Raw genomic sequence first — 14,173 nt, 5'->3', positions numbered from 1 at the left:
TCAGCGTGTGGGATAGTTCGGCGCCTCGCGGGTGATCGCGACGTCGTGGACGTGGCTTTCAGAAAGGCCCGCATTGGTGATCCGCACGAACCTTGCGTTCTTCTTGAGGTCGGGAATCGTGGCCGAGCCGGTATAGCCCATCGCCGCCTTGATCCCGCCCACAAGCTGGTGGACGACGTCGGCGGCCGGGCCCTTGAACGGCACCTGCCCCTCGATCCCTTCCGGCACCAGCTTCATCGCCGAAACGTCCTGCTGGAAGTATCGGTCGGCCGATCCGCGCGCCATTGCACCGACGCTGCCCATGCCGCGATAGGCCTTGTAGGAGCGGCCCTGGTAGAGGAACACCTCGCCCGGGCTTTCGGTCGTGCCGGCCAGCATCGAGCCGATCATCACCGTCGAAGCGCCCGCCGCCAGCGCCTTGGCCGCATCGCCGCTGGTGCGAAGGCCGCCATCGGCGATCACCGGCACGCCCGACTTGGCGGCTTCCTCGGCGCTTTCCATGATCGCGGTCAGCTGCGGCACGCCCACGCCCGCAACCACGCGGGTGGTGCAGATCGAGCCCGGCCCGATCCCGACCTTCACCGCATCGGCCCCGGCATCGACCAGCGCGCGGGTAGCCTCGGCGGTCGCGACATTGCCCGCGATGACCTGCACGGCATTGGAGAGCTTCTTCACCCGCTCGACCGCCCTCGCCACCTCGACATTGTGGCCGTGGGCGGTGTCGATCACGATCACGTCGACTTCGGCATCGACCAGCGCCTCGGTGCGGGCAAAGCCGAGATCGCCCACCGTGGTCGCGGCGGCGACGCGCAGGCGGCCTGCGCCATCCTTGGTCGCGTCGGGGTAATTCACCGCCTTTTCGATGTCCTTGACCGTGATGAGGCCGATGCAGCGAAAATCCTCGTCCACCACCAGCAGCTTCTCGATCCGGCGCTGGTGGAGCAGGCGGCGCGCATCCTCCTGCGACGTGCCGAGCGGCACGGTCGCAAGGTTCTCGGTCGTCATAAGCTCGCGCACCGGCTGGAGCGGGTTTTCGGCAAAGCGCACGTCGCGGTTGGTGAGGATGCCGACCAGCTTGCCATCGCGGTCGGTTACCGGAATCCCGCTGATACGGTGCTGCTGCATCAGCGCCTGCGCATCGCCCAGCACCGCGTCGGGGCCGATGGTGATGGGGTTCACCACCATGCCGCTTTCATAACGCTTGACCGCGCGCACCGCGGCGCATTGTTCCTCGATCGACAAATTGCGGTGGAGCACGCCGATCCCGCCCAGCTGCGCCATGGCGATCGCCATGTCGGCTTCGGTCACGGTGTCCATCGCCGAGGACAGCACCGGGATGTTGAGACCGATGTCGCGCGTCAGCCGGGTCGAGGTGTCGGCCATGCTCGGCAGCACGCTGCTTTCCGCCGGACGGAGCAGCACGTCGTCGAAGGTAAGGCCGAGGGGGATGTCCATGCTTGCCACTTTCTGCAGATCGAGAGGATGTTCTCCTTGCGGCGGAGAATCGTGGCGGCCCATGTAACCGCGGTTTGGCGATTGCGCTAGGGCTGCGCGGCGGCAGGCGGCGAATAGCGCGCCGGATCGGCCAATACCCGCACCAGCGCCTCGTGCAGCAGCAGATCATCGATGGCGCCGCCCAGTTCAACCGCATCCGCATCATCGGACGGACGATGATAGGCACTCTGCAGAAACGGACGCAGCAGCGAACGGCTGCCGAAAGCGTTCGAGAGCAGCACGCTGGGCACCCCGTTTTCGAGCAATACCCAGCCATCCTGCCGCGACACGAAGCTTTCCGCGAGCTGCCGGTCCCCGGTGGAGCGACCGCTGCGGGCGATCTCGGCCAGGATGACAGGATCAAGCGGGGTGCGTCCCTCTCCGACAAACCCGACAGGAGCGCCTGCCGGGGCGAGCGCGAGCATGTCGAGATTGAAGGCGGCGACGATATTGCCGAGCGGAACCGGTGGTGCGGCAGCAAAGGCGCGCGCGCCGAGCAGACCCACTTCCTCCGCGCTGGTAGCCATCACATAAATGTCGCGCCCAAGCGGCGGGCCCGCCTTCAGGCGCCGTGCCAGTTCGAGCATCACCGCGATGCCGCTGGCGTTGTCGACCGCTCCGTTGCAGACCCGTTCGGCAGCATCGGGCGGACCGCATTCGCCCAGATGGTCCCAATGGCCCAGCAGCAGCACCGCGCCCGAACCCGGCGCCGTGCCGGGGATCAGACCGATCAGATTGGCGCTGGCGAATTCGCGCCGCTCTGCGGTGGCCTCGATGCTGATCGCAAGCTGGATCTCGATCGGAGTGAAATCGCTCTCCTCGCTGCGCTGCTTGAGGCGTTTCCAGCGGGCCTCGCCCAGCGCCCGCGCCATCGCGCCCTCGGTGACATAGGCCGAAAGCGTGTCGACTTCCTCGCTCGCCAGCTCGATCTTTTCCTTCGCATTGGCAGCGCGCAGGGCGGCGATGGCATCGGCATCGGGTAGCACGGTGAGCACCGCTGTTGCCCGCTCGCGCAAAGACGCAGCCTTGCGCGACGGGTCGGGCCCGTCCGCGCCCAGCAGCACCACCACGGCCCCTGCGACCGTCTCGGGCGCGACCGGTTTCTCCCCTGTGCCGACGAACACCACCGGAACGCCGGTCGCCGGACCGCCCGCGGCAAGCGCCCGGCGGCGGCGGGTAAAGGCCACCCCCTCGTCCTCGGGTATCACCAGCGCATTGCGCCCGCGCGCCAGCATCAGCTTGGCCGTCAAGGGACGGGCCGAGACCAGATCGACCGGCGCGCGCCAGTAACTGCCGGGGTCGCCGGTGCCCGACAGCAGCCCGATCCCGGCAAAGCGCCCTTCGAGATAGGCCAGCGTCCTTTCCTCGCCCGGCGTGCCGGGCTTGCGACCGCCGAACGCGTCGCTTGCCAGAACCGCGATATCGGCTCTCAGGCGCTGCTCGATCGCGGCGCGCTCGGACACAGGCACGCTGGCGACAGGCGCGCGGGCACAGGCGGCCAGCACGAGGCAGGCCAGCAGGACCAGAAAATGGCGGGCGCGCATCACGCTCATTCGGCGGTCCAGCCTCCGTCGATCGAATAGTTCGCCCCGGTAATGCCGCGCGCCGCATCGCTGCACAGGAACAGCGCCAGCGCGGCGACATCTTCGGGCTGGATGAACTCCTTGGTCGGCTGCTTGGCCAGCAGCACATCGTTCATCACCTGCTCGCGGGTCATGCCGCGCGCCGCCATGGTGTCGGGGATCTGGTTCTCCACCAGCGGGGTCCAGACATAGCCCGGCGAGATGCAGTTGGCGGTGATGCCGTGGGTCGCCAGCTCCAGCGCGATGGTCTTGGTGAAACCCGCCATGGCGTGCTTGGCCGCGACATAGGCACTCTTGAACGGCGAGGCGGTGAGCGAGTGCGCGCTGGCGGTGGCGATGATCCGGCCCCATCCCCGCGCCTTCATCCCCGGCACGGCAAGGCGCGTGGTATGGAACGCCGCCGACAGATTGAGCGCGATGATCGCGTCCCATTTATCGGGCGGGAAATCCTCGATGGGGGCAACATGCTGCATCCCGGCATTATTGACCAGGATATCGACCGGGCCGATCTCGTCCATCATCCGCGCAATCGCCTGCGGGTCCATCAGGTTGGCGCCGTTGTAACTCGCCCCAAGTTCCTCGCACAGCGCGGCGATGGCGTCCGCATCGCCCAGCCCGTTGAGGATCACCTGCGCTCCCTCGGCCGCCAGCGCCCGGGCGATCGCAAGCCCGATTCCGGAGGTCGAGCCGGTCACCAGAGCGCGCTTTTCCTTGAGCATTGGCGGCAACTCCTGCACTTGTACGATGATCGGATATCGCTTTTGCCGCGGGATAAGCGGCTGTCCAGCGATTTGAACGGGCGGGAGGACACGGGTATGCGGCTTGGCCCCTATGACAGTTCGGATATCGATGTGCGTTCGAGCGGCGGCGGCGGGATGCGCCGCGCGGGCGGAATCGGCTGCGGCACGCTGGTCATCGCGCTCGTCGGCGCGCTGGTCTTCGGGCTCGACCCGATGCAGACCATCGGCGTGATCGACAGTGTCCAGCAGCAGACCGCTCCGGTCGGCAACGGGACCGGTCAGGACATGAGCGAGGACGAGGTCTGCGCCAGCAGCGCCTATGCGAACGAGGCCTGCGCCGCGCTCGCCAGCCTCAACGCCACGTGGGAGGCGACCTTCGAGCGCAACGGCATTCCCTTCGAGCGTCCGGTGCTCGATCTCTATCGTGACGGAAGGGTCACCACGCGCGGCTGCGGCAGCGCCTCATCGGCGGCGGGGCCGTTCTATTGCCCGGCGGACAAGGGCATCTACATTGATACCAGCTTCTACGACCAGCTGGCGCAGATGTCGGGAACCGGCGGTGACTTCGCGCGGCTTTACGTGATCGCGCATGAATACGGCCACCACGTGCAGAACCTTACCGGCCGGGCGCGCGAGGTCCGCGCGGCGCAGCAGCGCAATCCGGGCGCTGCCAACCGCTTGCAGGTGGCGATGGAATTGCAGGCCGATTGCTATGCCGGAATGTGGGCGGGCAAGAACCGCGAGAGGATCGAGCGGGGCGATCTGGAAGAAGGCCTCGCCGCCGCCAGCGCGATCGGCGATGATACCCTGCAACGCGGCGCCGGACAGCGCATCAATCCGGAAAGTTTCACCCACGGCACGAGCCGCCAGCGGATGGCAGCGCTGCGTCGGGGACTGGAGAGCAGAGATGATTCAGCCTGCGAAGTCTTTTTCGAAGGCTCCTAGCACGCTCGTGCCGGTGGCGGCGGCGCTGCTGGCGCTGTTGGCAGGCCTGCCCGCGTCGGCGCAGGTCATGCCCGATCCCGATGTCGAGGAAGTCGCCAAGACCCCCTTGCGCGATCTCAACATCGACCCGCGCGACGTTCCCGAGCCGCTGCGGGTCGCGGTCGAAAACCCGTACGAGACCGCGCGGTTGAGGGACTGCAATGCCATCGTCGCCGACATTGCCGCGCTCGATCAGGTGCTGGGCGCAGATTACGATATCGCGGTGGACGAGGAAGGTCGCCGGATCAATGCCGGGCGGATCGGCCAGAAGATGGTCGGCTCGATGATCCCCTTCCGGAGCATCCTGCGCGAAGTGACGGGCGCGGCCAGCAATGACCGCGCCCTGCGCGCCGCCTATACTGCGGGAATGGTGCGGCGCAGCTTCCTCAAGGGTCTCGGGATGGGGCGGGGATGCGAATATCCCGCGCGGCCCAAGGCGGCAGAGGGCGAAAGGTAGGGCGCCGCTCCGCCCTGCCCGGCATCAGCCCTCCTTTTCCTTCCAGCGGGCGATCTGGCGATCGAGCGTTTCGAGCACCTTCTTGCGGGTCGCTTCGGGAATATCCTTGTCACTGGCGATCTCGGCGCGGGCCTGCTCGAGGCCGAGCCTGGCCGTCGCGGGGATGCGGGGCTGGCAGATCATGATGGTCTTCTTGCCGCCCTTGCCATCGATGACCTCGGCCTCACCGCTAAACGAGGAACTGCAATCCTTCAGCACCATGACGGTGGGCGCCTCGGCCCGTGCCGCACCGGCTTCGGCAAAGGCCTTGCGGCGCGCCTCGCGCATCTCGGCAAGCGCCTTGCCGGCCTCGGCCATGCCTTCGCGCCACTCGATCACGAATGCCTCGCGCTCCTCCCAGGTCACCTTGCCTTCCGCGCTTTGATCCTCGGCAATCACCTCGCCCTGAGGTCCGCCAATGCGCACCAGGCGGATATGGCGTTCCTTGCCATCGTCGCCGCGCTCGATGCGCCGGGTTACGGTCAGCCCCTCGCCCTCCTCGATTTCGCGGTCGGGATCGATGAACACGAAAGTGGAACGCTTCTCGCGAACCTCGGGCGCGGCCGGTGCCTCGGGTGCCTCGACCGGCTCTGGCGCGCTCGGGGGCTCGGCGACAGCCGGCGGTGCGGGCGGCGTGGGGGCGGCGGCAGGCTGCCCGGGATCGGAGGCGGCATAGCTGATGCTGGCCGTCAGCGGCAGGGCGAGCAGCCCCGCGCCAAGCAGCGCGCGACCGACCAGACGGCGGCGAAGGGAAAGGTTGGACATCGACAGGCTCCTTAAACGTTGAATGATCGACTTCTCGCCCAGCACGGGACAGGCCATCGGGGCGGCGATTGCGAGATTCGGACCGGCGGCAAACCCGGCGATCAGGCGGGCATAGGCAGCGCGTTCCTCGTGGGTGGCATGGGCAATCACCCGCGCATCGCAGGCTGCCTCCTGGTCGCGCCGCAGCGCCAGCCAGCCGTAATGGCCGAGCGGATTGAACCAGTGCAGCGCGAACAGCGGCTGCACGAGGATATTCACCAGCAGATCCAGGCCGCGGTGATGCGCCAGTTCATGCGCCAGCGCGAGGTCGCGCGCGCGGCGGTCGGGCAGCGCCATGAAGCCGGGCGGCAGGGCGATCACCGGATCAAGCACGCCGAAGGCAAGCGGCGCAGGCGTGCCGGGTGTTTCCACCAGCCGGATCGCACCCAGTCGCCCGGGCACGCGGCCGACCTCGCGCCCCTCGGCCAACAGATCATCGCGCAAGGTGAAATAGGCAGCGAACCGGCGGCACATGAATACACCGGCCCCGCCAAGCCAGACCAGCAGCAACCCCTCGGCCAGCGGCAGTCCCGCCAGCGCGGCGAATACATCAAAGCCCGCAGCGGCAGGCGCGACATCCGCAACCACCTCAACCGGCATCGCCACGACCTCGCCTTCGGGCAGCGGGTCGGCTGCCGGCATGGCCGGCGCCATCCATGCGGGCAGTGTCAGGGGCGGCAGCAACAGGCGGACCAGCGGCAGCGCCCACAGCGCATAGGCGCATTGCGGTCCGCAAGCCCGAGCCACCGGCCGGCGCAATACCAGCACCAGCGCAATCAGCACGCCGGTCCAGGCCAGCGTTTCCAGCAGCACCGCGTTCATGGCCTGAGCTCCCTGAGCAACGCCTCGATCTCGGCAAGGTCATCCCCGGTCAGCGCTTCGGTCTCTGCAAGATGCGCGACCAGCGAGGCAGCGCGTCCGCCGAACAGCCGGTCGACCAGGCGGCGCGATTCACCGCCGACATAGGCCGCGCGCGCGATCAGGGGGGTGTAGAGATAGCGCCGCCCGTCAGGCTCTGCGGCGAGCACGCCTTTCTGCACCAGCCGGGCGAGCAGGGTCTTGACCGTGGCGAGGCTCCAGCCGCGCGCCTCGCACACCACCTCGCACACCTCGGCGGCGGTCTGGCGCGGGCGCTCCCACAGCACATCCATCACCGCCAGTTCGGCTTCGGTGATGCGTTCGTGGACGGGTTCCTCGGGCGTGTTCGCATTCGGCGGTTTCACGTGGGTCTCCCTGAAGGTTGATTACACCTGTAGTCATGTCGACTACATCTGTAAACATTGCCGCCGGATGAACAGCAACCCTGCCCGCTTGCGCCTCGACGAAGCGCCGATATGTTCGGACGGATGACCATTCGCGCCGCGCTAACCGTCCTGTTTCTCGCCCTTGCCGCACCCTTGCTGGCACAGACCGAGGAATTCCTGCCGCTGACCGAAAGCGTGGAGCTGGCCGGGGGAGAGCCGGACAGGGAGACGGGCGAGCTGATCTTTCGCGGCGGCGTTGCCATCGCGCCCGACAAGGCCGGAATCGGCGGCATTTCGGGCCTCGCATGGCACGAAGGCGCGCTCTACGCGGTGAGCGATGACGGGCGCTGGCTCGTGCTGACGCCCGAGAATGTACAGGGGCGGCTGGTCGATGTCTCGCTGGTCCGGCTTGGCCCGCTGCTCGACGAGCGCGGGCGCAAGCTTGGCGGCAAGCAGCGCGGCGATGCGGAAAGCCTGACGCGCCTTGCCAGCGGCGAATGGCTCGTCGCCTTCGAGCAGGAGCACCGCATCTGGCGCTATCCCGCGCTGGATGGGGCATCATCGGGGAGCGAGGACGGCGCGGCGGCGCTGATTGCCGGGGCCGAAGCCAATCACGGGATCGAGACACTGGCCGCCTATGACGGTGGCCTGCTGGTGTGCGGCGAATGGGTCGATGCGGCGCGGCCCAATTGCACGCGCATCACCGCAACGGGCGCCGCCCCCTTCCACTTGCCCGCCCCCGAGGGCATTGCCGAGGCAGGCGGCGTGCCGACCGATGCTGCCTGCAAGGCGGACGGCACCTGTTTTGTCCTGCTGCGCAGCTATCGCCCGGACGAAGGCAACCGCGCCGCGATTGTCGAAGTGGCCGCCGACAACACCGCCAAGACCCTCGCCGTGCTTGCCCCGCCGCTGACGCTCGACAATTTCGAGGGACTGGCCTTGCGCGAGGAGGCGGGGCGGCAATTCCTCTACCTCGTCTCGGACGACAATTTCCGCAATTGCGATGGCAATGAACGACCCGGCTGCCAGCGCACGTTGCTGATGAAGTTCGAGATTGCAGGCACCGCCCCGCCACCGGGCGCGCCGCAAGTGGTCGCCGCGGCTCCCGCGACCAAATCCACCGCCCGTCCCGGCACGCGCCCCTTCCCCGAAGCAGCGAGCGTCAGGGTCGTGCTCGACACCGAAATGGGCGCGATCACCATCGCGCTGGAGACAGAACGCGCGCCGGTCACCGCCGCCAATTTCCTGCGCTATGTCGATGAAAAGCGGTTCGACGGAACGGTGTTCTACCGCGCGATGCGATTGGACCGCGAGCCGCGCCCCAACGGCCTGCTGCAGGGCGGCACCCAGTTCGATCCCAAGCGCATCCTGCCACCGATCGTGCATGAACCGACGTCGCTGACCGGCCTCAGCCATACCCACGGCGCGCTGTCGATGGCGATGGGCGAGCCGGGCAGTGCTAATGGCGATTTTTCGATCATGATCGAGGACCAGACCGGGCTCAACGCCGATCCTGCCGCGACCGATCCGGTATGGCGAAACGGCTATGCCGTGTTCGGCTATGTCGTGGAGGGCATGGACGTGGTCGCCGCGATCCACGCCAGCGAGATCGACCCGGCCAAGGGCGAAGGCTGGATGAAGGGCGAGATGCTGGCCAAGCCGGTGCGGATTATTTCCGCCCGCCGCGCGCCTTCTCCGCCACCACCGGCGCCGTAGTCGTTGCCGGATCGAAGGCAGGCTTGCCCACCGGCGCGCTGGCAATGCGCGGCATCCGCGCCTCGATCTGGGGCAACCAGCCTTTCGCACCGTTACCGATGCTCACCTGCGGCAGCGAAGCGAGGAAGCGCGCCTTCAGCTCCCATTCCGCGACCGAGCGTCCGGCCTGCCGCGCCGCCTCCTCGAGTGCGACCGGCTGGCGCAGCGCGCGGTTGATCAGCGCGTCACCGAAGAAGGTCCAGTCGTTCTCCGCCGCGCAGCCGAAGGAGGTGCGGGTGCTCGCCGCCGCGGTGAGGATCGCTGTGTCCGGCCCGGACAGCAGCGGCACGAAGACCCCCGAATAGCAGGCCGAGAGGATCAGCACCCGGCGGCGGATCCCCGCCTCCTCCAGCGCCGCCTTCAATCGCGCAGGGGAAAGGATACCGTAGCCGGTATCGCCGTAGTGATAGGCCAGCCCCAGATCGAGCCCGTGGCTGGTGGTGTAGAGCACCAGCACATCCTCTGATGGTTCCATCAGGCTGCCGACATGCGAAAGCGCCAGCACCAGCGCGGTGATCGAGCCGTGGGGCGCATCGTCACGCACCCCGTCCGGCCCGGCGAGGGTGAGCGTGCGCCCCTCGGCCCCGTAGCGCGCCGCCAGGACCCGCGCCGCCTCGCGCGCCTCGCGGGCGAAGACCGGATCGCTATCGAGCGCGATGGTGAGGACATAGGCATCGCTCGTGCCCGGCGTGTGGGGCCGGAGCGCGGCAAGCGCGCTGTCGAGCCGGCGGCGCTGTTCGCGGACATGCGCGGCGGAAAAGCCGCGCTGGAGTTCAGGCCCCGCCTCGAAACTGGCGCGCCGCTCGGCCCGGCTCTCACCGCTGCCGAGATCGGGGAACGGCGCGGTGTGCGGCGGGGGTTGGTTTGGATTGGGGGCGGAGGATTGCGACAGTGCCGGAGCCGCGAGCAATGCCGCCAAGAGCCCTGCGATGATCCTGCCCCTGTTCATCGGGAAGGAAGCTGCCCGCAACCCTGCAGCGGGTCAAGCGGCTTCGCTGCGGGCGATAGCCAGTCGGATCGCAATGTTCTGGTGCAACCCCTATCGGCGTGGGTAGCGCCTGCTGCGCGAAGGTCGGGGCAATAAGACCATCGCCAGAAGCGACACCACGGCGAGTTGCAAGAGCGCAACCCAGAACAGGAAGCCCTCGGGATTGTGATCGCACAGCAGGGATTTTTCGGGGTGATCGCGGTTCACCAGCACGGCGATGGGGCTGCCCGGCGCGATTTGGCCGAAGTCAGGTTTCGTGACCTGGCCCTCGATTTCGACCGGTCTCCCGTCATACGTGAACCGGACGACCAGATCCGTGTGGCAATTGCTCCTCGCTCTGGCGAGGCATCGCTCAAGAAAAGCCTCGAATGGAGCGCTCCCGTATCCGCCCTCGGGAGAAATCCTGCGCGCGCAGCGGATGCCGCGGCAGCGATAGAGCCGGTGGCCCACCACCTCGCCCGTGACGACTGCCCCGGTCTCTTCGAGATAGAAGCGGTAAACCCGCTCGCCGATCCCCTTGTAGGCCATGGCGGCCAGCCCCGCGGCGAAGAACGCCAGCAGGGCATAGCCGGCCCAAGGGGGAAGAACGACCTTCCCTATCTCAATACACCCGCGCCTTGGGCTCGATATACTTGATGTCGTCGGTCAGCGTGTATTCGTGCACCGGACGGTAATCGATGCGGATGTTGCTGCCGCGCCCGCCCCAACCGTCGAACCAGGCGATGGTGTGCTTCATCCATTCCTTGTCGTTGCGATCGGGGAAGTCCTCGTGCGCGTGGGCGCCGCGGCTTTCCTTGCGGTTGGCCGCGCTCGCCATCGTGACGTTGGCCTGCGCCATGAGGTTGTCGAGTTCCAGCGTCTCGATGAGGTCGGAGTTCCAGATCAGCGACTTGTCGGTGACGTGGATATCCTCCATCCGCTTGTTCTGCTCGGCCAGCTTGGCGACGCCCTCGTCCATCAGCTTCTGGTCGCGGAAGACGGCGCAGTGCTTCTGCATCGCCTTCTGCATCTCGGCCCGGATCTGCGCGGTCGGCGATCCGCCCTCGGCATAACGGAAGTGATCGAGCCGGGTCAGCGCAAAGTCGGCGCTGTCGGCGGGCAGTTCGGCCTGCTTGGCATTGGGCTTGAGGTTGTCGCGCAGGTGGTGGCCGGTCGCACGGCCAAACACCACAAGGTCGATCAGCGAGTTCGAGCCGAGGCGGTTCGCCCCGTGCACCGACACGCACGCCGCCTCGCCCACGGCATAAAGCCCGGGGATGACGGTATCCGGATTGCCGTCCGGCCCCAGCGTCACGACCTGCCCGTGATAGTTACACGGGATGCCGCCCATGTTGTAATGCACCGTCGGGGTGACGGGCAGCGGCTGGCGGGTGAGATCGACGCCGGCGAAGATCTTGCCGCTTTCGGTAATGCCCGGCAGGCGCTGGGCGAGCACGTTCGGGTCGATGTGGTCGAGGTGGAGGTAGATGTGATCTCCCTCCGGCCCGACGCCGCGCCCTTCGCGCATTTCGAGCGCCATCGAACGCGACACGACGTCGCGCGAGGCCAAGTCCTTCGCGGACGGGGCATAACGCTCCATGAAGCGCTCGCCTTCGGAGTTGGTGAGATAACCGCCCTCGCCGCGCGCGCCTTCGGTGATGAGCACGCCCGCGCCGTAGATGCCGGTCGGGTGGAACTGCACGAATTCCATGTCCTGCAGCGGCAGTCCGGCGCGCAGCACCATCCCGCCGCCGTCGCCGGTGCAGGTGTGGGCCGAAGTCGCGGTGTAGTAGCAGCGGCCATAACCGCCGGTCGCCAGCACGACGCTCTGCGCGCGGAAGCGGTGGATCGTGCCGTCATCAAGGCACATCGCCATCACGCCGACGCAGACCTTCTCGCCGTCACGTTCGGACATGATCAGGTCGAGCGCGAAATATTCGATGAAGAAGTCCGCATCATACTTCAGGCTCTGCTGATACAGCGCGTGGAGCATGGCGTGGCCGGTGCGGTCGGCGGCGGCGCAGGTGCGCTGCACCGGCGGGCCTGCGCCCATGTTCTGCATGTGCCCGCCGAAGGGCCGCTGGTAGATCGTGCCATCGGCATTGCGGCTGAACGGCACGCCCGCGTGCTCCAGCTCGTACACGGCGGCCGGAGCTTCGCGCGCGAGGTATTCGATCGCGTCCTGGTCGCCCAGCCAGTCCGACCCCTTGACGGTATCGTACATGTGCCAGGTCCAGTGATCGGGCGAATTGTTGCCGAGGCTGGCGGCAATCCCGCCCTGCGCCGCCACGGTGTGCGAGCGCGTGGGGAACACCTTGGAGATGTTCGCGGTGCGCAGGCCTGCCTCGGCCGCGCCCATGGTGGCGCGCAGGCCGGAACCACCCGCGCCCACCACGACGACGTCATAGGTGTGGTCGATAATCTTGTAAGCGCCCTTGAGGTGTGCCCCGCCGACATCATTGGCGGTGCCGGGTGCTGCTGACGTAGCCATCAGGCCTGTCCTCCGAATGCGAGCGCGGCAACGCTGAAGATCGCGAAAGCGCCGCCGCCGATGGTTGCAAGATTGAGCGCGACCAGCGCCCCGAACTTGGTGCCGGCATCGTGGAGATAATCCTCGATCAGCACCTGCAGGCCCAGCCGCGCGTGCCAGAACAGGCTGACCACAAGCAGGATCATCGCGGTGGCCGAAACCGGCTGCGAGAGCCACTTGGTGACGCTGGCATAGCCGAAATCACCCAGCATGACGAAGCTGACCAGGAGCCAGCTCATCAGCACGACATTGCCGACCGCGGTAAAGCGTTGCACCAGCCAGTGATGCGGGCCTTCATGCGCTGCACCCAGCCCGCGCACACGGCCGATGGAAGTTCCGTTACCCATTGTCGTTACCTCCTCAGCGCAGCAGGATCAGGGCCCAGAAGGCCGCGGTGAGAACAATGGCGATCACCGGCGAGGCAATCGACCACATGCGGTTGGTATCGAGCTCGTAGCCTGCGCCAATATCGAGCACGAAGTGCCTGAGGCCGCTCATGAGGTGGGTGAAGAACGCCCAGGAAAGACCCACCAGCACCACCATGCCGGGGATCGAGCCCATGATGCTACGGAAGCTGGCATAGGCTTCCGGCCCGCTGGCAAGCGAGCCGAGCCACCAAACCAGCACGCCGAGGCCGACCAGCGCCATGCCGTCACCCGTCGCGCGGTGCAGGATCGATACCAGCATGTGCGGCCCCCAGCGCCAGATCTGGAGGTGGGGAGAAAGCGGTCTTTGATTCATGGTAATCCCGTCTGGTCCCTGTTTATGGCATCCCACTTAGCGCCGCTGTCGGCTGAGGCAAGCGGCGAGCGGTGGACACAGCTTGCAAAGTTTCGGATAGGCGATTGCATGGGACACATTCTGGTTACGGGATCAAGCCGCGGAATCGGCAAGGCGGCACTCGAAAAGCTGGCGGCGCGCGGCGCAAGGGTCATCGGTCACGCCTCGCGTCCGCAGGCGGCCGGCGCGGCGGATATGCCGATCATCGCCGCCGATTTCGGCGATCCCTTGAGCGTGCAATCGCTGTGGGAACAGGCGCTGGAGATTGCGGACGGGCAAATCGACGCAGTGGTGAACAATGCCGGGCGGTTCGAAGCCAACCGGCTCGATCGGTCGGACATCGAATGGCTCGATGCGTGGGAAGACACCTTGCGCGTCAACCTCACCAGCGCCGCGCAGCTTTCGCGCTTTGCGGTGCTGCACTGGCAGGAGCGCGGCTTTGCCGGGCGGTTGGTGCATGTCGCCAGCCGCGCGGCCTATCGGGGGGATTCGCCGGCCCACTGGCACTACGCCGCCGCCAAAAGCGGGATGGTGGGGATGCACAAGACAATTGCCCGAGCCTACGCGCGCGATGGCATCCTCAGCTTTGCCGTCACGCCCGGTTTCACCGACACCTCCATGGCGGACGATTACCTCGCCAGCCGCGGGGGGCCGGGGCTGCTGGCCGACATTCCGCTCGGCCGGGTCGCAACGCCGGAGGAAATCGCCACGATCATCGCCTTCTGCGCCCTCGACGCGCCTCCCAGCATGACCGGCGCGGTGATTGATGCCAACGGAGCGAGCTTTGTCCGGTAAG

At 67.2% G+C, this 14,173-nt stretch carries 14 protein-coding genes; 4 read left to right on the top strand and 10 right to left on the bottom strand.

The window, feature by feature from the left end:
* The 3 genes from guaB to I603_RS02780 all read right to left on the bottom strand — a co-directional run bounded on the left by guaB (window position 1) and on the right by I603_RS02780 (window position 3,796).
* Window positions 1-1,455, bottom strand: a complete 1,455-nt coding sequence (guaB, locus tag I603_RS02790; RefSeq protein ID WP_068862524.1) for an IMP dehydrogenase — start codon at window positions 1,453-1,455, stop codon at window positions 1-3.
* An 86-nt stretch (window positions 1,456-1,541) separates the two neighbouring features.
* The gene (locus I603_RS02785; RefSeq protein WP_068862262.1) at window positions 1,542-3,047 is read right to left on the bottom strand and encodes a M28 family peptidase; all 1,506 of its coding nucleotides are present in this window, start codon (window positions 3,045-3,047) and stop codon (window positions 1,542-1,544) included.
* Window positions 3,044-3,796 (bottom strand): 3-hydroxybutyrate dehydrogenase, encoded by a 753-nt coding sequence (locus tag I603_RS02780; RefSeq protein ID WP_068862261.1) that lies wholly within the window; start codon window positions 3,794-3,796, stop codon window positions 3,044-3,046. Before I603_RS02780 ends, I603_RS02785 begins: the two co-directional genes overlap by 4 nt.
* A 96-nt stretch (window positions 3,797-3,892) precedes the next feature.
* Here I603_RS02780 and ypfJ point away from each other — a divergent pair, with 96 nt between their 5' ends.
* Both ypfJ and I603_RS02770 read left to right on the top strand, forming a co-directional pair.
* Window positions 3,893-4,762 (top strand): KPN_02809 family neutral zinc metallopeptidase, encoded by an 870-nt coding sequence (gene ypfJ / locus I603_RS02775; RefSeq protein WP_068862260.1) that lies wholly within the window; start codon window positions 3,893-3,895, stop codon window positions 4,760-4,762.
* The gene (locus tag I603_RS02770) at window positions 4,725-5,258 is read left to right on the top strand and encodes a hypothetical protein (RefSeq protein WP_068862259.1); all 534 of its coding nucleotides are present in this window, start codon (window positions 4,725-4,727) and stop codon (window positions 5,256-5,258) included. The genes ypfJ and I603_RS02770 overlap by 38 nt, the downstream gene beginning before the upstream one ends.
* Before the next feature lie 24 nt (window positions 5,259-5,282).
* On the opposite strand, the gene I603_RS02765 is transcribed toward I603_RS02770, so the two are convergent.
* Both I603_RS02765 and I603_RS02760 read right to left on the bottom strand, forming a co-directional pair.
* Window positions 5,283-6,923, bottom strand: coding sequence for a M56 family metallopeptidase (locus tag I603_RS02765; protein WP_068862258.1), 1,641 nt, complete (start codon window positions 6,921-6,923; stop codon window positions 5,283-5,285).
* Window positions 6,920-7,324 (bottom strand): BlaI/MecI/CopY family transcriptional regulator, encoded by a 405-nt coding sequence (locus I603_RS02760; protein ID WP_068862257.1) that lies wholly within the window; start codon window positions 7,322-7,324, stop codon window positions 6,920-6,922. The genes I603_RS02765 and I603_RS02760 overlap by 4 nt, the downstream gene beginning before the upstream one ends.
* 123 nt (window positions 7,325-7,447) lie before the next feature.
* On the opposite strand from I603_RS02760, the gene I603_RS14230 reads away from it, so the two are divergent.
* On the top strand, window positions 7,448-9,061 hold the full coding sequence (locus tag I603_RS14230) for an esterase-like activity of phytase family protein (RefSeq protein ID WP_158093656.1): 1,614 nt from the start codon (window positions 7,448-7,450) through the stop codon (window positions 9,059-9,061).
* Here I603_RS14230 and I603_RS02750 read toward each other — a convergent pair.
* The 5 genes from I603_RS02750 to sdhC all read right to left on the bottom strand — a co-directional run bounded on the left by I603_RS02750 (window position 9,015) and on the right by sdhC (window position 13,338).
* The gene (locus tag I603_RS02750; RefSeq protein WP_068862256.1) at window positions 9,015-10,049 is read right to left on the bottom strand and encodes a C13 family peptidase; all 1,035 of its coding nucleotides are present in this window, start codon (window positions 10,047-10,049) and stop codon (window positions 9,015-9,017) included. The genes I603_RS14230 and I603_RS02750 overlap by 47 nt on opposite strands.
* 90 nt (window positions 10,050-10,139) lie before the next feature.
* Window positions 10,140-10,616, bottom strand: coding sequence for a hypothetical protein (locus I603_RS02745; RefSeq protein WP_068862255.1), 477 nt, complete (start codon window positions 10,614-10,616; stop codon window positions 10,140-10,142).
* Between the two features lie 73 nt (window positions 10,617-10,689).
* Window positions 10,690-12,558 carry a succinate dehydrogenase flavoprotein subunit gene (gene sdhA, locus I603_RS02740; RefSeq protein WP_068862254.1) on the bottom strand — a complete coding sequence of 623 codons (1,869 nt, stop codon included), beginning with the start codon at window positions 12,556-12,558 and terminating at the stop codon, window positions 10,690-10,692.
* Window positions 12,558-12,944, bottom strand: coding sequence for a succinate dehydrogenase, hydrophobic membrane anchor protein (sdhD, locus tag I603_RS02735; protein WP_068862253.1), 387 nt, complete (start codon window positions 12,942-12,944; stop codon window positions 12,558-12,560). The genes sdhA and sdhD overlap by 1 nt, the downstream gene beginning before the upstream one ends.
* A gap of 13 nt (window positions 12,945-12,957) precedes the next feature.
* Window positions 12,958-13,338 (bottom strand): succinate dehydrogenase, cytochrome b556 subunit, encoded by a 381-nt coding sequence (gene sdhC, locus I603_RS02730; RefSeq protein ID WP_068862252.1) that lies wholly within the window; start codon window positions 13,336-13,338, stop codon window positions 12,958-12,960.
* 108 nt (window positions 13,339-13,446) lie between these two features.
* Here sdhC and I603_RS02725 point away from each other — a divergent pair, with 108 nt between their 5' ends.
* On the top strand, window positions 13,447-14,172 hold the full coding sequence (locus I603_RS02725) for an SDR family NAD(P)-dependent oxidoreductase (RefSeq protein ID WP_068862251.1): 726 nt from the start codon (window positions 13,447-13,449) through the stop codon (window positions 14,170-14,172).
* The last annotated feature ends 1 nt before the right edge of the window (window position 14,173 follow it).

This window comes from Erythrobacter dokdonensis DSW-74 (genome assembly GCF_001677335.1).
Classification (GTDB): domain Bacteria; phylum Pseudomonadota; class Alphaproteobacteria; order Sphingomonadales; family Sphingomonadaceae; genus Erythrobacter; species Erythrobacter dokdonensis.
Note: the sequence above shows the minus strand (reverse complement) of the source record. Positions and strands in the feature narration are given on the sequence as shown.